The following is a 19764-nucleotide window of genomic DNA, read 5'->3' on the forward strand; positions in this document are numbered from 1 at the left end:
CTCTTTGATTTTCATTGAGTATTATTTTACCACATTTCATGGAAAAATGGAGAAAGTTTTCAGAAAAAGAGAAAGAGAACCCGAAGGCTCTCTCATTCTCTTTTATTCTACTGTTTCTTCCACAGTTTCAACGGCAGTATCCACAACTACTTCTGTTGTTTCTTCATTTCCTTCTTCCTCTACTGGAGGATTAAGGTATTCTTCTTCGTTGATAGCATGTGGTTCAAGGTTACGGTAACGGGCCATACCAGTACCTGCTGGGATGATCTTACCGATGATAACATTTTCTTTAAGTCCAAGGAGATGGTCTTTCTTACCACGGATAGCCGCGTCAGTAAGGACACGAGTTGTTTCCTGGAAGGAAGCCGCTGACAAGAAACTATTTGTTTCAAGTGAGGCTTTGGTAATTCCCATAAGAACTGGGCGACCTGTCGCTGGAACTCCACCTGCTATAAGGACATCTTTGTTAGCATCTGTAAAGTCATTGATATCCATAAGGGTACCCATGAGAAGGTCTGTGTCACCTGGATCCATGACACGGACTTTACGGATCATTTGACGAACCATTACCTCGATGTGTTTGTCACCGATTTCTACCCCTTGGCTACGGTAAACTTTTTGTACTTCACCGAGAAGGTAAGTTTCAACTGACAAGACATCACGGACTGCAAGGAGACGTTTTGGTTGGATAGAACCTTCTGTAAGAGCAGCACCACGCGCTACTTGGTCTCCAACTTCGACACGCATACGAGCTGTAAATGGAACGACGTATTCACCTTCGCCAGTTTCACCCTTAACAAAGACTTTCTTAGTACGAGTTGATGTATCTTCTTCGATAGCAGTAACTTGTCCTTTAACCTCTGTGATAACCGCTTCCCCTTTAGGATTGCGGGCTTCAAAGATTTCTTGGACACGAGGAAGACCCTGAGTGATATCGGTATTTGAGGCAACCCCACCCGTGTGGAAGGTACGCATTGTAAGCTGTGTACCAGGTTCCCCGATAGATTGGGCAGCGATTGTACCGACTGCTTCACCAACTTCAACCGCATCACCTGTCGCTAAGTTGATACCATAACAGTGACGGCAGACACCATGACGAGTGTTACATGTAAATACAGAGCGGATAGTCACTTCTTCCACACCAGCATTGACAATTTCACGCGCCTTATCTTCTGTAATCAACTCATTTGGACCGATAATAACTGCACCAGTTTCTGGATGTTTAACAGTTTTCTTAGTGTAACGACCATTGAGACGCTCTTCGAGAGACTCAATCATTTCTTTTCCTTCTGCGATAGAGCGGATCAAGAGACCACGATCTGTTCCACAGTCGTCCTCACGGATGATAACGTCTTGGGCAACGTCAACCAAACGACGAGTCAAGTAACCTGAGTCGGCTGTCTTAAGGGCCGTATCGGTCATACCTTTACGGGCACCGTGAGTTGAGAAGAACATTTCGAGTACTGACAAACCTTCGCGGAAGTTTGAAAGGATTGGCAATTCCATGATACGTCCGTTAGGAGCAGCCATCAGACCACGCATACCGGCAAGCTGTGAGAAGTTTGAGATATTACCACGGGCTCCAGAGTCCATCATCATAACGATTGGGTTCTTAGGATCTTGGTTGGCAATCAAACGTTTCTCTAGTTTCTCACGGGCAGCACGCCATTCAGCTGTAACAGCATTGTAACGCTCGTCGTCTGTGATCATACCACGACGGAACTGTTTTGTGATTTGTTCTACACGTTTGTGTGATTCTTCAATGATTTCAGCCTTGTCATCAACGACTGGGATATCGGCAATACCAACTGTCAATCCTGCAAGAGTTGAGTGGTGGTAACCGAGGTTCTTCATACGGTCAAGTAGAGCAGAAGTTTCTGTTGTACGGAAACGTTTGAAGATTTCAGCGATGATATTTCCAAGGTTTTTCTTCTTGAATGGAGGGTTGAGTTCAAGTTTGCTGATTGCTTCCTTGATATCTCCACCAAGTGGCAAGAAGTATTTAGCTGGAACGCCTTCTGTCAAGTTGGCATTGTTTGGTTCTTGCAAGTATGGTAGACCCTCTGGCATGATGTCGTTGAAGAGGATTTTACCAACTGTTGTAAGCAAGACCTTGTGTCTTTGCTCTTCTGTCCATGGTTTGTTGAGGCTGTCTGTTGCGATACCAACACGTGAGTGGAGGTGAACATAACCATTACGGTAAGCCATAACGGCTTCGTCACGGTCTTTGAAGACCATTCCTTCACCTTCACGGCCAGCTTCTTCCATAGTCAAGTAGTAGTTACCCAAAACCATATCCTGAGATGGGGTAACAACTGGTTTACCATCTTTCGGGTTCAAGATGTGCTCAGCAGCGAGCATGAGGATACGAGCTTCTGCTTGGGCTTCTTCTGAAAGCGGTACGTGGATGGCCATTTGGTCCCCGTCAAAGTCGGCATTGTAGGCTTCACAGACAAGTGGGTGCAAGCGAAGGGCCTTACCATCAATCAAGACTGGCTCGAAGGCTTGGATACCCAAACGGTGAAGGGTCGGTGCGCGGTTAAGAAGTACTGGGTGTTCTTTGATTACTTCTTCAAGGATATCCCAGATACGCTCGTCTCCACGTTCCACCAAGCGTTTAGCCGCTTTGACGTTTTGCACGATATCACGTGCAACGATTTCTCGCATAACGAATGGTTTAAAGAGCTCAATCGCCATTTCACGTGGCACACCACATTGGTACATCTTAAGCGTTGGACCAACGGCGATAACGGAACGTCCTGAGAAGTCAACACGTTTACCGAGCAAGTTTTGACGGAAGCGTCCTTGTTTACCTTTAAGCATATGGCTCAATGATTTCAATGGACGGCTACCTGGTCCTGTGATTGGACGACCACGACGACCATTGTCAATCAAAGCGTCAACCGCTTCTTGAAGCATACGCTTCTCATTTTGAACAATAATACCTGGTGCATTCAACTCAAGCAAACGAGCCAAACGGTTGTTACGGTTGATAACACGGCGGTAAAGGTCATTCAAGTCAGATGAGGCAAAACGGCCACCATCCAACTGCAACATTGGACGAAGATCTGGTGGAATAACCGGAAGGATGTTGAGAATCATCCATTCAGGTTTGTTTCCAGACTTGTAAAAGGCATCCAAAACATCCAAACGACGGATAGCTTTGACACGTTTTTGTCCAGTAGCTGTTTTCAACTCTTCTTTGAGTTCAGCAATTTCTTTTTCAAGATCTACTTGTTTTAGAAGGTCTTGGATAGCTTCGGCACCCATCTTGGCAACGAATGATCCATAACCATACTCACGCAAGCGCTCACGGTATTCGCGCTCTGTCATGATAGACTTGTGCTCAAGTGGTGTATCCTTAGGATCAATCACCACATAAGCTGCAAAGTAGATAACTTCCTCGAGGGCACGAGGGCTCATATCAAGGGTCAAGCCCATACGGCTTGGAATCCCCTTGAAGTACCAGATGTGAGATACAGGAGCTTTCAACTCAATGTGCCCCATACGCTCACGACGAACTTTTGTACGCGTTACTTCAACCCCACAACGGTCACAAACAATTCCTCTGTAACGAATGCGTTTGTACTTACCACAAGCACATTCCCAGTCTTTTGTAGGACCAAAGATAACTTCATCAAATAGTCCTTCACGTTCTGGTTTCAAGGTACGGTAATTGATTGTTTCAGGTTTTTTGACTTCTCCATAAGACCATGAACGGACTTTGCTTGGAGAAGCTAGGGTGATTTGCATACTTTTAAAACGATTTACATCAACCACTATTTCTTCCCTTTCTATTCTAAGTGAACTGCTTATTCTTATTCAGCAGTTTCTTCTGTTGCTTCCGCTTTTGTTGCTTTCTCAGCTTCTTCAGCTTCAAAGGCTGCTTTAGCCTCTTGTGCTGCTTTTTCGCGGGCTTTTTCAAGGTCATCTACGTGGATGACATCTTCGTCCATTCCTTCATCCAAGTCACGAAGTTCCACTTCTTGATCATCTTCGTCAAGGACTCGCATGTCAAGACCAAGAGATTGCAATTCTTTGACAAGAACTCGGAAGGATTCTGGAACACCTGGTTTTGGAATTGGTTTTCCTTTTGTAATAGCTTCATAAGCTTTCAAACGTCCGTTGATATCGTCAGACTTGTAAGTCAAGATTTCTTGAAGGACATTTGATGCACCGTAGGCTTCAAGAGCCCAAACCTCCATCTCACCGAAACGTTGTCCACCAAACTGAGCTTTACCTCCAAGTGGTTGTTGAGTAACGGTTGAGTAAGGTCCGACTGAACGCGCGTGCAATTTATCATCAACCATGTGGTGGAGTTTGATCATGTACATGACTCCGACAGAAACACGGTTATCAAATGGTTCACCTGTACGTCCATCGTAAAGGATTGTTTTGGCATCGCTATCCATACCAGCTTCTTTAACAGTTGACCAAAGATCTTCAGAACTTGCTCCGTCAAAGACTGGTGTTGCGATGTGAATACCAAGAGTACGAGCTGCCATCCCAAGGTGGAGTTCCATAACCTGACCGATATTCATACGTGATGGCACCCCAAGTGGGTTCAACATGATATCGACTGGAGTTCCATCTGGAAGGTAAGGCATATCTTCTACAGGAACGATACGAGAGACAACCCCTTTATTTCCGTGACGTCCGGCCATCTTATCTCCGACCTTGATCTTACGTTTTTGAGCGATGTAGACGCGAACCAGCATGTTGACACCTGATTGCAATTCATCTCCATTTGCACGTGTAAAGATCTTAACATCACGAACCACACCATCAGCTCCGTGTGGTACACGAAGAGAAGTGTCACGTACTTCACGAGATTTATCTCCGAAGATAGCGTGCAAGAGCCGTTCTTCAGCTGAAAGGTCTTTCTCACCCTTAGGTGTTACTTTACCTACAAGGATATCCCCTTCTTTAACCTCAGCACCGATACGGATAATACCCATTTCGTCAAGATCTTTAAGGGCATCTTCCCCAACGTTTGGAATTTCACGAGTAATTTCTTCAGGCCCAAGCTTTGTATCGCGTGTTTCTGATTCGTATTCTTCAAGGTGGACAGATGTGTAGACATCGTCTTTCACCAAGCGTTCGCTCATGATAACGGCATCCTCGAAGTTGTAACCTTCCCAAGTCATGTAGGCAACGATTGGGTTTTGTCCAAGCGCCATTTCTCCATTTTCCATAGAAGGTCCGTCAGCGATGAAATCGCCTTTCTCAACGGCATCACCAACTTTTACGAGAGTGCGTTGGTTATAAGCAGTACCTGAGTTCGAACGACGGAATTTTTGGATGTGGTAAACGTCCAATGAACCATCTTCACGACGAACTTCTACCTTGTCAGCATCTGCATAGGTAACTTTACCGTCATACTGAGCAATCACAGCCGCTCCTGAATCGTGGGCTGCTTGGTATTCCATACCAGTACCAACGTAAGGTGCTTTAGGATTAATCAATGGTACAGCCTGACGTTGCATGTTGGCTCCCATGAGGGCACGGTTGGAGTCATCGTTTTCCAAGAAAGGAATACATGCTGTCGCAACGGCAACTACCTGTTTTGGTGATACGTCCATGTAGTCAACAACATTCGCTGGATACTCTTGGTTGACCCCTTGGTGACGTCCCATGACAACTTTCTCAGCAAATGTTCCATCTTCATTCAGACGAGAATTAGCCTGTGCTACAGTAAATTCATCTTCTTCATCGGCTGTCAACCAAACGATTTCGTTCGTAACAACACCTGTTTCACGGTCAACTTTACGGTATGGTGTTTGAACAAAACCATATTTGTTCAAGTGTCCGTAAGATGACAAGTTATTGATCAAACCGATGTTAGGTCCTTCAGGTGTCTCGATTGGACACATACGACCGTAGTGAGTGTAGTGCACGTCACGTACTTCATATCCAGCACGGTCACGTGTCAAACCACCAGGCCCCAAGGCTGACAAACGGCGTTTGTGAGACAACTCAGAAAGTGGGTTGTGTTGGTCCATGAACTGTGACAACTGTGATGAACCAAAGAATTCTTTAACCGCAGCTGTTACAGGACGGATATTGATAATTTGTTGTGGTGTCAAGACTTCGTTGTCCTGGACAGACATCCGTTCACGGACATTACGTTCCATACGAGAAAGTCCAAGACGTACTTGGTTAGCAAGCAATTCACCAACCGCACGGATACGACGGTTTCCAAGGTGGTCGATATCATCTACACGGCCAAGTCCTTCCGCCAAGTTAAGGAAGTAGCTCATCTCAGCAAGGATATCTGCAGGAGTGACGATACGAACCTTGTCATCTGGATTAGCATTACCAATGATTGTTACGACACGGTCTGGATCAGTTGGAGCAACAACCTTGAATTTTTGAAGAACAACTGGCTCAGTCACAACCGCAGCATCATTTGGAATGTAGACAATCTTGTTCAAATCACCATCCAAATGGCTTTCAATACTTTCAATCACGCTACGAGTCATGATTGTACCAGCTTCTACCAAGATTTCTCCTGTTTCAGGGTCTACCAATGGCTCTGCAATGGTTTGATTAAGCAAACGTGTTTTAACATTGAGTTTTTTATTGATTTTGTAACGACCAACTGCTGCTAAGTCATAGCGACGTGGGTCAAAGAAGCGTGCCACAAGCAAGCTACGTGAGCTTTCAGCAGTCTTAGGCTCACCTGGACGAAGACGTTCGTAAATTTCTTTCAAAGCTTCGTCTGTACGAGAGTCCATTGGGTTCTTATGGATATCTTTTTCAACAGTGTTGCGAACCAATTCGCTATCACCAAAGATATCAAAAATTTCATCATCACCTGAGAAACCAAGCGCACGAACCAAGGTCGTAAATGGAATCTTACGAGTACGGTCGATACGAGTGTAGGCGATATCTTTTGAGTCACTTTCAAGTTCCAACCAAGCTCCACGGTTAGGGATAACAGTTGAACCGTAGCCCACTTTACCGTTTTTATCAACTTTATCGTTAAAGTAAACACCTGGTGAGCGGACCAACTGAGACACGATGATACGTTCACCACCATTGATGATGAAGGTACCCATTTCTGTCATGATTGGGAAATCACCAAAGAAAACTTCTTGAGTTTTGATTTCGCCTGTTTCTTTATTGATCAAGCGGAAGGTTACAAAAATTGGTGCTGAGTAGCTAGCATCGTGGATACGAGCCTCTTCTAGCGTGTATTTTGGTTCCTTGATTTCATATCCAACAAATTCCAACTCCATTGTGTCTGTGAAGTTTGAAATTGGCAATACATCTTCAAACACTTCCTTAAGACCATGGTCTAGGAAATCTTTGAATGAATCAGTTTGAATTTCAATCAAATTTGGTAAGTCAAGAACTTCTTTGATTCTTGAAAAACTACGACGGGTACGATGTTTCCCGTATTGAACGTCATGTCCTGCCAAGATGATTCTCCTTTGTAAATAAGTTCCAAGCCTTGTCAATCAGGCTTTTCTAATCGTCATATGGTTTTAAAAACCCCTATCACCGTGTCCTCTTGATAAATTTTCAGAATCTTTAAGTCTTTGTTACAAACACTCAAAATCCTGAAAAAAAGCACAAAAAGAGCAGCTAAATCTGACTTCTTCAGAAGATTTAACTGCTGTGAGCCTTGTCTGGACAATATTTCAGACAAAACCTACGACAAATGATTATTCATATTATACCCTATTTAGCTAGATTTTTCAAGGGGATTAACGATTTTTTGACAAAATCTTTTCCTATAAGAAATACTGGCTTAATCGTAACAAAATTTGTTGCGATTTTTTCTTTTATTTTAATTTTAGGAAAACGCTTGCATCTTATTTTACTAAGTGCTATACTGATGATAGAAATTTATTGATTGGAGAATCATTATGAGAAAAATACCATCTCAAACTGAGAAAAAAATGGTTTACAGCATCCGTTCCCTCAAAAATGGAACTGGTTCTGTCCTTATTGGAGCAAGCCTTATTCTGCTTGCCATGGCTACACCAACTATCTCAGCAAACGAAAATACACCAACCACTAACGAACCCAGCAACAGAAATACGACCTCCCTTACTCAACCTCTTACTGATGCAACAAACATCGCTGGCAAGAACGAAAGCGATTTTTCTTCACCCGATAGTGCAAACGCTTCCCTAAAGAAAACAGAAGAAAAACCTGCAACAGAGCCAACTACTCCTGCTGCAACTCCCGCCGATTCAGCCCCACAAACCGGACAAGATCGTTCAAGTGAACCAACTACTTCTACGAGTCCAGTAACGACTGAAACTAAGGCAGAAGAACCAATAGAAGACAACTACTTCCGTATCCATGTCAAAAAGCTTCCTGAAGAAAACAAGGATGCTCAAGGACTATGGACTTGGGACGATGTTGAAAAACCATCTGAAAACTGGCCTAACGGAGCCTTGTCCTTTAAGGATGCCAAAAAAGATGACTATGGCTACTACCTAGATGTCAAATTAAAGGGAGAACAAGCCAAGAAAATTAGCTTCCTCATCAATAATACAGCTGGGAAAAATCTAACCGGCGATAAATCAGTAGAAAAACTGGCACCAAAGATGAATGAGGCTTGGTTGGACCAAGAACACAAGGTTTTCTCTTACGAACCACAGCCTGCAGGAACTATTCGTGTCAACTACTACCGCACAGATGGCAACTATGACAAGAAGTCTCTCTGGTACTGGGGAGATGTGAAAGAGCCAAGTAGTGGTGAATGGCCTAATGGAACAGACTTTACGGCTACAGGCAAATATGGTCGCTATATCGATATTCCACTCAAAGATGCAGCTAAAGACCTTGGATTTTTATTACTAGACAGAAACAAACAAGGAGACGATGTGAAAATCCGTAAAGAAGATTATAAGTTCACAGATTTAAAAAATCATAGCCAAATTTTCCTAAAAGACGATGATGAATCGATTTACACAAATCCATACTATGTCCATGATATCCGTATGACAGGAGCCCAACACGTAGGCACTTCTAGCATTGAGAGTAGTTTTTCAACACTTGTCGGTGCTAAAAAAGAGGATATCCTCAAACACTCTAACATCACTAATCACCTAGGAAACAAGGTAACTATCACCGATGTTGCAATCGACGAAGCCGGTAAGAAAGTGACTTACAGCGGAGATTTCTCGGACACAAAACATCCTTATACCGTGAACTACAACGCTGACCAATTCACTACCAAAACAAGCTGGCGTCTGAAAGATGAGACTTACAGTTATGATGGCAAACTTGGAGCTGACCTAAAAGAAGAAGGAAAACAAGTTGATTTAACCCTTTGGTCACCAAGCGCTGATAAGGTTTCTGTCGTCGTATACGACAAGAATGACCCTGAAAAAGTGGTTGGAACTGTCGCTCTTGAAAAAGGGGAAAGAGGAACTTGGAGACAAACTCTAGATAGCACAAACAAACTAGGCATCACAGATTTCACTGGATACTATTATCAATACCAAATCGAGCGTCAGGGTAAAACTGTTCTTGCACTCGATCCTTACGCTAAGTCCCTCGCTGCTTGGAATAGTGACGATGCCAAGATTGACGATGCCCATAAAGTGGCTAAAGCTGCCTTTGTAAATCCAGCCAAACTAGGACCTCAAGACTTGACTTATGGTAAGATTCGCAACTTCAAATCGCGCGAAGATGCTGTCATCTATGAAGCTCATGTGCGTGACTTCACTTCAGATCCTGCCATCGCAAAAGATTTGACTAAGCCATTTGGTACCTTTGAAGCCTTTATTGAAAAACTAGACTATCTCAAAGACTTGGGGGTAACCCACATCCAGCTCCTTCCAGTATTGTCTTACTACTTTGTCAATGAATTGAAAAACCATGAACGCTTGTCTGACTATGCTTCAAGCAACAGCAACTATAACTGGGGATATGATCCTCAAAACTACTTCTCCTTGACTGGTATGTATTCAAGCGATCCTAAAAATCCAGAAAAACGAATCGCAGAATTTAAAAACCTCATCAACGAGATCCACAAACGTGGTATGGGAGCTATCCTAGATGTAGTGTATAACCATACAGCCAAGGTCGATATCTTTGAAGATTTAGAGCCAAACTACTACCACTTTATGGATGCTGATGGGACACCTCGCACTAGCTTTGGTGGTGGACGCTTGGGGACAACCCACCATATGACCAAACGACTCCTAGTTGACTCTATCAAATATCTAGTTGATACCTACAAAGTGGATGGATTCCGCTTCGATATGATGGGAGACCATGATGCAGCTTCTATTGAAGAAGCGTACAAGGCCGCACGCGCCCTCAATCCACACTTAATCATGCTTGGTGAAGGTTGGAGAACCTATGCAGGTGATGAGAACATGCCTACTAAAGCTGCTGACCAAGATTGGATGAAACATACCGATACAGTCGCTGTCTTTTCAGATGACATTCGTAACAACCTCAAGTCTGGTTATCCAAACGAAGGTCAACCTGCCTTTATCACAGGTGGCAAGCGTGATATCAACACCATCTTCAAAAATATCATTGCTCAACCAACCAACTTTGAAGCTGACAGCCCTGGAGATGTCATCCAATACATCGCAGCCCATGATAACTTGACCCTCTTTGACATCATCGCCCAGTCTATCAAAAAAGACCCAAGCAAGGCTGAGAACTATGCTGAAATCCACCGTCGTTTGCGACTTGGAAACCTCATGGTCTTGACATCTCAAGGAACTCCGTTTATCCACTCTGGTCAGGAATACGGACGTACTAAACAATTCCGTGACCCAGCCTACAAGACTCCAGTATCGGAGGATAAGGTTCCAAACAAATCTCACTTGTTGCGTGATAAGGACGGCAATCCATTTGACTATCCTTACTTCATCCATGACTCTTACGATTCGAGTGATGCTATTAACAAGTTTGACTGGACTAAGGCTACAGATGGAAAAGCATATCCTGAAAATGTCAAGAGCCGTGACTATATGAAAGGGTTGATTGCTCTTCGTCAATCTACAGATGCCTTCCGACTTAAGAGTCTCCAAGATATCAAAGACCGTGTCCACCTCATCACTGTCCCAGGCCAAAATGGTGTGGCAAAAGAGGACGTAGTAATTGGCTACCAAATCACTGCTCCAAATGGAGACATCTACGCAGTCTTTGTCAATGCGGACGAAAAAGCTCGCGAATTTAATTTGGGAACTGCCTTTGCCCACCTCAGAAATGCTGAAGTTTTAGCAGATGAAAACCAAGCAGGGCCAGTAGGAATTGCCAACCCGAAAGGACTCGAATGGACTGAAAAAGGCTTGAAATTAAATGCCCTTACAGCTACTGTTCTTAGAATCTCTCAAGGCGGTGCCATCGTTGCCCCAGCTGTGGAAGAAAAACCAGAATTTGACCTTTCTAGCTTAAAACAAGAACAAGGGCAATATAATATCCAAGACAATATGTCAAACCGAGTAGTCAAACCGGAACAGCAAACTCCAGCTCCACAAACTAAACCTGATTCTGCAAAACCAGATGCAAAAGTAGCTGATGCAGAAAATAAACCTAGCCAAGCTACAGCTGATTCACAAGCTGAACAACCAGCACAAGAAGCACAAGCATCATCTGTAAGTGAAGCTGTTCAAAACGAATCAGTAGAAAACCCTAGCAAGGAAAATATACCTGCGCCTCTAGCTAAACAAGCTGAACTTCCAAATACAGGAACCAAAAACGATCACAAACTCCTGTTTGCAGGAATTAGTCTCCTTGCACTTCTAGGTCTCGGGTTCTTACTAAAAAACAAAAAAGAGAACTAAACTAGCCCTCCTATAGAACAATCCCCCAAGTCTTAACGCTCGGGGGATTGATTTTTGTACAATATTTTTCTTCACAATAAACTTGATTAGGATTTTTTATTAAGCCTCTTTCATGGCAAAATAAGCCCGTACTTTTGGAGCCACTTGCGTTCCGAAAAGTTCAATAGCTCTCAGGACTTGTTCATGAGGCATAGAACCAAGCGGTAGATGGAGCATGAAGCGGTCCAATCCTAAATCCTCAATCATGCGAATCAATTTTTCTGCCACTTGATCTGGATTGCCCACAAACATGGCACCATTTGGCCCAACTTGCTCCAAATATTGCTCATAACTCAATTCATGCCAGTGTGGACGGTCTTTGGAAATAGTATCCACCACTTGCTTGGTCGGATGGAAATAATCTTTCACAGCCTGCTCGCCATCTTCAACAATCCAACCCCAAGAATGGGCTCCAACCTTTAGTTCATGACTGGCATGACCCGCTTCGCTCCCAATCTCACGATAAGCCTGAATCAACTTTTTAAAATAACGCGGATTGCCACCAATAATAGCATAAACAATCGGTAGACCTGCCCGAGCAATCTTCACTGTTGATTCGACATGACCACCTGTCGCTATCCACAAGGGCAATTTGTCCTGAACTGGACGAGGATAAACTTCTTTGCCAGAGATTGTTTGGGTCAATCGCCCTTTCCAGTCTAGCTTGGTCTTTTCATTAACTAACTGGAGCAAGTCTAATTTCTCATCAAAAAGGGCTTCGTAGTCTTTCAAATCATATCCAAACAAGAGAAAAGATTCCGTGAAAGAACCCCTTCCAGCCATAATCTCCGCTCGTCCATTTGACAAAGCATCAATAGTGGCATACTGTTGGAACAAGCGAATCGGATCCATACTTGAGAGAATGCTGACTGCACTGGTCAAACGGATTTTCTTGGTATTAACTGCCCCAGCTGCCAGGACAATCTCTGGTGCAGATATAGCAAAATCCGCTCGATGGTGCTCACCAATCCCATATACATCCAAACCAACCTTGTCAGCTAGTTCAATCTCTGCCACCAACTGGCGAATACGTTCAGCATGACTGTAAGTTTGCCCAGTCCCCTCAAGCACCGTTGTTTCCCCAAATGTTGAAATTCCCAATTCTACCATTGCGATTCTCCTTGTCTATTTCGGTCCTTCATTTTGACAAATTATTCTAACACTCAATGAAAATCAAAGAGCAAACTAGGAAGCTAGCCGCAGGCTGTACTTAAGTACGGCAAGGTGAAGCTGACGTGGTTTGAATTTGATTTTCGAAGAGTATAACACGAATCTTGAGTACAAGCAACCCATTTGCTCACAAGAAAAAGCCTAGATAACTAGACTTTTTTAGCTTATTCTACCGTTACTGACTTAGCAAGGTTACGTGGTTTATCCACATCAAGGCCACGGTGCAGAGTTGCAAAGTAAGCGACCAATTGTGTTGGTACGACCATTGAGATTGGTGAGAGGTAAGGGTGTACAGTCGTAAGGACGATATCGTCTGTATCTTTGGCAACATTTTCTTCTGCAATAGTGAGAACTTTGGCACCACGGGCTGCCACCTCTTGGATATTTCCACGAGTATGGTTGGCAAGGACCGGATCTGACAAGAGAGCCAAGACAGGCGTTCCCTCTTCAATCAAGGCAATAGTTCCGTGCTTGAGTTCTCCTGCCGCAAAGCCTTCACACTGGATGTAAGAAATCTCTTTAAGTTTGAGACTTGCTTCCATGGCTACATAGTAATCTTGACCACGTCCGATGTAAAAAGCGTTACGAGTTGTTTCAAGAAGCTCACGAACCTTGCTATCAATCAATTCTTTTTCTGAAAGAGTTGATTCGATAGACTGAGCTACGATTGACAACTCATGAACTAGGTCAAAGGCTTGCGCTTTAGCATTGCCATTTGCTTGACCGACTGCTTTTGCTAAGAAGGCAAGGGCTGCAATTTGTGCTGTATAGGCCTTGGTTGATGCTACGGCAATTTCAGGACCTGCATGAAGGAGCATGGTATGGTTGGCTTCACGTGAAAGAGTTGAGCCTGGTACGTTTGTCACTGTCAAGCTTGGGATACCCATTTCATTAGCCTTAACCAAAACCTGACGGCTATCCGCTGTTTCACCAGACTGACTGATAAAGATGAAGAGTGGTTTCTTGCTGAGAAGTGGCATACCGTAGCCCCACTCAGATGAGATTCCAAGTTCCACTGGTGTATCAGTCAATTCTTCCAACATCTTCTTAGAAGCAAATCCTGCGTGGTAAGATGTTCCAGCTGCAAGGATGTAGATACGGTCTGCGTCTTGAACAGCCTTGATGATAGCTGGGTCTACTACTACTTGACCAGCCTCATCTGTGTAGGCTTGGATGAGTTTACGCATAACTGTTGGCTGCTCGTCAATTTCCTTGAGCATGTAGTAAGGATAAGTTCCCTTACCGATATCAGACAAGTCAAGTTCAGCAGTGTAGCTAGCACGCTCACGACTGTTGCCATCATAGTCTTGAACTTCCACACTATCAGCCTTGACGATTACCAACTCTTGGTCATGAATTTCCATGTATTGGTTGGTCTCACGAATCATAGCCATAGCATCTGAGCAGACCATGTTGTAGCCTTCCCCAAGACCAATCAAAAGTGGTGATTTATTTTTAGCCACGTAGATGACTTCAGGGTCTTGTGAGTCAACCAAGGCAAAGGCATAAGAACCACGGATGATATGAAGGGCTTTTTTGAAGGCTTCAAGAACTGACAAGCCATCTTCTTCCGCAAATTTTCCAATCAAGTGAACGGCGATTTCAGTATCTGTTTGCCCCTTAAAGTGGTGACCTGCAAGGTATTCTTGCTTGATTTCAAGGTAGTTCTCAATCACCCCATTGTGCACCAAGACAAAACGTTCTGTCTCAGAGCGGTGTGGGTGGGCATTGTCTTCAGTTGGTTTTCCGTGAGTCGCCCAACGAGTATGTCCGATACCCGTTGTTCCCTCAACACCAGCTGTCTTGGCAGACAATTCTGCAATACGACCTACAGCTTTGACTAGGTGATTTTCAGCACCACCTAGGACAAAAATTCCCGCAGAATCATAGCCACGGTATTCGAGCTTTTCAAGTCCTTGAATCAAAATATCAGTTGCATTTGTGTTTCCAACAACACCAACAATTCCACACATAGTATATACGACACAGACCAGCTGTGCTTTCTCCTTAAAATTGGTATAGTCTAATTCCTCTTTTATAGAATCAGCAAAAACAGTATATACTTGTTTCTTTAACTTGTCAAGAGTAAAAATTGGTATAGTTCAAATTACGCTCCTGTAAGCAAAAAACTCTGACCAATTAGGATAATCAGTCAGAGTCCTTTTTAAAATCCATTATTATCACTTAGTTCCTTGAACCAGTGCCCTGATTTCTTCAGACGACGTTCTTGCGTTTCCAAGTCTAATTCGACTAAACCATAGCGATTTTTATAGCTGTTGAGCCATGACCAGCAATCGATAAAGGTCCAAATTAAGTAGCCCTTACAATTGGCCCCATCTTCAATAGCACGGTGCAGTTCACGAAGATGACCTTTTACAAAGTCAATACGGTAATCATCTTGAATCATTCCATCTTGACGGAATTTTTCTTCCCCTTCAACACCCATGCCATTCTCTGTCAACATCCACTCGATATTACCATAATTTTCCTTGATATTTTGGGCAATGTCATAAATCCCTTGCTCATAAATCTCCCAGCCACGATGAGGATTGATTTTACGCCCAGGCATCACATAAGGCTCGTAAAAATGCTCTGGTAAGAGTGGACTCTCTGGATGTTTAGCAAATCGAGGAGCCATAACACGCAAAGGTTGATAGTAGTTGACACCAAGGAAGTCCACTGTATTGTCACGAATGAGCTTCAACTCATCCTCTGTAGCATCAGGCAAGAGACCGTATTCATGTAAGATTTCTACCAACTCCTGTGGATAAGTCCCCAAAACAGACGGATCTAAGAAAGATTGGGTCTGAAAAAGGTCCGCAATACGAGCAGCCTTGACATCAGCAGGATGCTGGCTACGTGGATAAGCCGGTGTCAAGTTTAAGACAATCCCAATCTTGGAATCAGGCAAGAGTTCATGGAAGGCCTTGACCGCCCGGCTGCTAGCCAATTGTGTATGATAGGCTACTTTAACTGCCGCCTCTGCATCCACCTTATGTGGATAATGAGCATCGTAAAAATAGCCAAATTCTACAGGAACGATGGGCTCGTTAAAGGTAATCCATTGATCCACTAAATCTCCATAAGTCTTAAAACAAAAACGAGCATAGTCTTCATAGGCTGAGACAGTCGCCTTATTTTCCCAACCATCACCATCCTCTTGAAGGGCAAAAGGCAAATCAAAATGATAAAGATTGACTAAAAGACGAATCCCTTTGGTCTTAATAGCCTCAAAAACCTTACGGTAAAAGTCTACACCCTGAGGATTGACTTCCCCACGCCCTTGTGGAAAAATCCGTGACCACTGAATAGAAGTCCGAAAGGCCGTGTGACCAGTTTTCAATAAGAGCTCGATATCCTGCTCCCAATTTGTATAAAAGGTTGATGTTTTATCTGGACCAATCCCATTATAGTAACGATTTGGCTCCACTTGGTACCAATAATCCCAGAGATTATCTCCCTTAACGTCACCAGCTACACGTCCTTCTGTTTGTGGTCCAGAAGTAGAGGATCCCCAGACAAAATCCTTTGGAAATCTTAGCATACATTTACCTCTTTATCTACTCATTTTTCCCATTATACAGAAAAAACAAGGTAAAAACTAGTTACATTTTTTCCTTGTTTTTCTTCTGATTATAGTTTTTATTTCTTGCTGAGGATTTCAAGCGTTTCAAGCAAGTTATCTGCATGAACTTCGATGGTGTCACCAGTTGCTTTAATCTTCACTTCTACGATGCCATCGGCTGCTTTTTTACCAACAGTGATACGGATTGGCAATCCAATCAAGTCGCTGTCGCTAAATTTGACTCCGACACGTTCGTTACGGTCATCTGTCAAGACTTCGTAACCAGCTCCCATCAAGCTTACTTCAAGTTTTTCTGTCAAGGCTTGCGCTTCATCATCCTTGACATTGACAGTGATCAAGTGCACATCAAATGGTGCCAATTCTTTAGGGAAGTTGATTCCCCAAGCGTAACGGTATTCACCTTTTGGCGTTTTGTTAACAAAGAGGCGAGCGTGTTGCTCCATCACTGCTGAAAGGAGACGGCTGACACCGATACCGTAACATCCCATGATAATTGGCACAGCACGGCCATTTTCGTCCAAAACATCTGCTCCCATACTTGCTGAATAGCGAGTGCCGAGTTTGAAGATGTGACCAATTTCGATACCACGCGCAAAGTTAAGGACACCTTGTCCGTCTGGAGAAATTTCACCCTCACGAACTTCACGGATATCCACATATTCTGCAGTAAAATCACGACCTGGATTCACACCAGTCAAGTGGTAGCCATCTTCGTTAGCACCCACAACTGCATTATGGACATCTTGCACCTTACGATCTGCAATAATTTTAATATTCTCTGGCAAACCAACTGGTCCAAGTGAACCAAATCCTGCTTGAACAACATTCGCCACTTCTTCTTCGCTAGCAACGTCGAAGAAATCTGCTCCCAAGTGGTTTTTCAACTTGACTTCGTTGAGTTGGTCATTTCCAACTAGAAGGGCTGCAACAAGCTCACCATCTGCCATGTAGAAGAGAGTTTTAATTGTTTGTTCTTCTGGAACATTGAGGAAGGCTGCAACTTCATCAATTGATTTAACATCTGGAGTTGCAACACGAGTCACTTCTTCTTCAGCGACAACACGGTTGCTTGGTTTGTACTCATTTGTTGCCATTTCCAAGTTAGCCGCATAGCTAGATTCACTTGAGTAAGCAATGGTATCTTCACCAGAAACCATCCATTTAAGCAATTCTGCCTTGATTTCTTCTTGCACTTCTGCAGGAATTTCGTCAAATGAGGCAACTGACTTGTCCAAGACAACCCAGCGGTCAAGGTCTGTACGAGCAGGTGTAATGGCCATAAATTCTTGGCTGTCCTTACCACCCATGGCTCCACCGTCACCAATGATAGCCTTGAAGTCTAAACCACTACGAGTAAAAATACGCTCATAAGCAGCCTTGTACTCATCGTAAACACTGTCCAAGCTATCATAGTTAGCGTGGAAACTGTAAGCATCTTTCATGATAAACTCACGTGTACGGAGTAGTCCATTACGTGGGCGTTTTTCATCACGATACTTAGGCTGGATTTGGTAAAGGTTGAGTGGCAATTGCTTGTAAGACTTAACAGAATCACGGACAATAGCTGTAAAGGTTTCTTCGTGAGTTGGACCTAGGATAAAGTCTGATTTTTCACGGTTTTTTAGTTTGTAAAGGTCCTCACCATAAGTTTCATAACGGCCTGATTCGCGCCACAATTCTGCACTGAGAAGGGCTGGAGCTAACATCTCAACGGCACCAATCTTGTCGAATTCTTGACGCATGATATTTTTAGCTTTTTCAATCACACGGTTGGCAAGTGGTAGGTATGAATAAACACCTGCTGAGACTTGACGAACATAACCAGCTCGCAACATAAGAGCATGGCTGATAACTTGAGCATCGCTTGGCATTTCGCGAAGCGTTGGGATAGGCATTTTACTTTGTTTCATAATATTCCTCGATTATCTAAAAAAGAGTCGCATGATGTCATTCCAGGTCACAGCAATCATCAAGACAACCATGATGACCACTCCGGCCAAGGTGACATAGGTTTCAATTTCTTGTTTCAATGGTTTGCGGCGGATGGCTTCCAGGATATTGAGCACAATCTTACCACCATCCAGAGCTGGAATCGGAATAAGATTAAAAATCCCAATATTGATGGAAATCACTGCCAAGAAGTACAAGACATTCTCAATTCCATTTTTAGCGGCATCACTACTTGCCTTAAAGATAGCAACAGGTCCACCCAGCTTGTTCAAATCCGGTTGGAAAATCAAATTTTTCAGTTCTGAGAGAATTCGGAGGGCCGAGTCAGTAGCAGTTGTAAAACCACCTACAAACATGGATACAAAATCTGACTTAATCCCCGGTTGAACACCTAGAAGGTAACGGCCTTGACTTTCTTCGGGTGTAACAGTGACTTGTTTGTCACTCCCCTTTTCAGAAATAGTCACATCCAAAGTCGGGGCCGTCTTATCTTTGGTTTCTGTTTCCACAGCCTGAATCAAGCTTTCCCAGTTGTTAATCTCATGTGAGCCAATCTTGGTAATTTGTGCCGTTTCTGGCACTCCCACCTTGGCCAAAGCCCCTTGGGGCATGACATGGAACTGGTTAGTATCAACATCTCTGACGCCACCCTGCATGAAGATTAAAATCCAAAAAACAACGACACCTAAGATAAAGTTATTCATAGGTCCTGCAAAGTTGGTAATGAGTTTGCCCCAGATAGTTGCATTTTGATATTGAACATCCAAGGGAGCAATCCGAACCTCAGTACCATCTGCTTCCACAACCGTTGCATCGTGATCTACTGCAAATGTTTTTTCTTCTTCCAGAACCAAACCCTTGATAAAAAGCTTGTCTTCAAAGTCAAACTGGGTCACCTGCATAGGAAGAGCTGTTTGATCTAATTTTTTACCAGAAAGATTGATGCGCTTAACCTTACCATCATCAGCAAGAGTCAAACTGACAGGAGTTCCTGTCTTGATTTCAGTTGTATCATCACCCCAACCGGCCATGCGAACATAGCCACCCAGAGGCAAGATTCGAATGGTATAGGCCGTTCCATCCTTGCCAATGTGAGCAAAGATTTTGGGGCCCATTCCAATGGCAAATTCACGCACTAGAATCCCTGATTTCTTGGCAAAGTAGAAGTGTCCGAACTCGTGCACTACCACAATAATCCCGAAAACCAGAATAAAGGTTAAAATTCCGAGCATAGTATTTCCTCCGTCT

Annotated in this window: 8 protein-coding genes; 1 reads left to right on the top strand and 7 read right to left on the bottom strand. The window is 43.5% G+C overall.

Translation table 11 applies throughout. From position 1 onward, the window contains the following. Nucleotides 1-102 precede the first annotated feature (102 nt). Entirely contained in the window at nt 103-3780 is a 3678-nt protein-coding gene (gene rpoC, locus KB197_RS09140; protein WP_212573610.1) for a DNA-directed RNA polymerase subunit beta', read from the bottom strand. 38 nt (nt 3781-3818) lie between these two features. Further along, nucleotides 3819-7424, bottom strand: a complete 3606-nt coding sequence (rpoB, locus tag KB197_RS09145) for a DNA-directed RNA polymerase subunit beta (RefSeq protein WP_000907164.1) — start codon at nt 7422-7424, stop codon at nt 3819-3821. Between the two features lie 450 nt (nt 7425-7874). On the opposite strand from rpoB, the gene KB197_RS09150 reads away from it, so the two are divergent. After that, nucleotides 7875-11771, top strand: a complete 3897-nt coding sequence (locus tag KB197_RS09150; protein ID WP_212573611.1) for a pullulanase — start codon at nt 7875-7877, stop codon at nt 11769-11771. 99 nt (nt 11772-11870) lie between these two features. Here the strand turns inward: KB197_RS09150 and KB197_RS09155 are convergent, their stop codons facing one another. The 5 genes from KB197_RS09155 to rseP all read right to left on the bottom strand — a co-directional run bounded on the left by KB197_RS09155 (nt 11871) and on the right by rseP (nt 19748). Continuing rightward, complete coding sequence (locus KB197_RS09155; protein ID WP_212573612.1) at nt 11871-12920, bottom strand: LLM class flavin-dependent oxidoreductase; 1050 nt, start codon at nt 12918-12920, stop codon at nt 11871-11873. A gap of 224 nt (nt 12921-13144) precedes the next feature. Continuing rightward, nucleotides 13145-14953: a glutamine--fructose-6-phosphate transaminase (isomerizing) gene (gene glmS, locus KB197_RS09160; protein ID WP_212573613.1), complete on the bottom strand. Its 1809-nt coding sequence runs from the start codon at nt 14951-14953 to the stop codon at nt 13145-13147. A 191-nt stretch (nt 14954-15144) separates the two neighbouring features. Next, on the bottom strand, nt 15145-16524 hold the full coding sequence (bglA, locus tag KB197_RS09165) for a 6-phospho-beta-glucosidase (protein WP_212573614.1): 1380 nt from the start codon (nt 16522-16524) through the stop codon (nt 15145-15147). Nucleotides 16525-16622: 98 nt separating this feature from the next. Further along, nucleotides 16623-18476, bottom strand: a complete 1854-nt coding sequence (locus KB197_RS09170; RefSeq protein WP_212573615.1) for a proline--tRNA ligase — start codon at nt 18474-18476, stop codon at nt 16623-16625. 12 nt (nt 18477-18488) lie between these two features. Then, a complete protein-coding gene (gene rseP / locus KB197_RS09175) occupies nt 18489-19748 on the bottom strand; it encodes an RIP metalloprotease RseP (protein ID WP_004255204.1) in 1260 nt (419 codons plus the stop codon). Nucleotides 19749-19764: the final 16 nt, after the last annotated feature.

Source organism: Streptococcus sp. 11-4097 (genome assembly GCF_018215285.2).
Lineage (GTDB): Bacteria > Bacillota > Bacilli > Lactobacillales > Streptococcaceae > Streptococcus.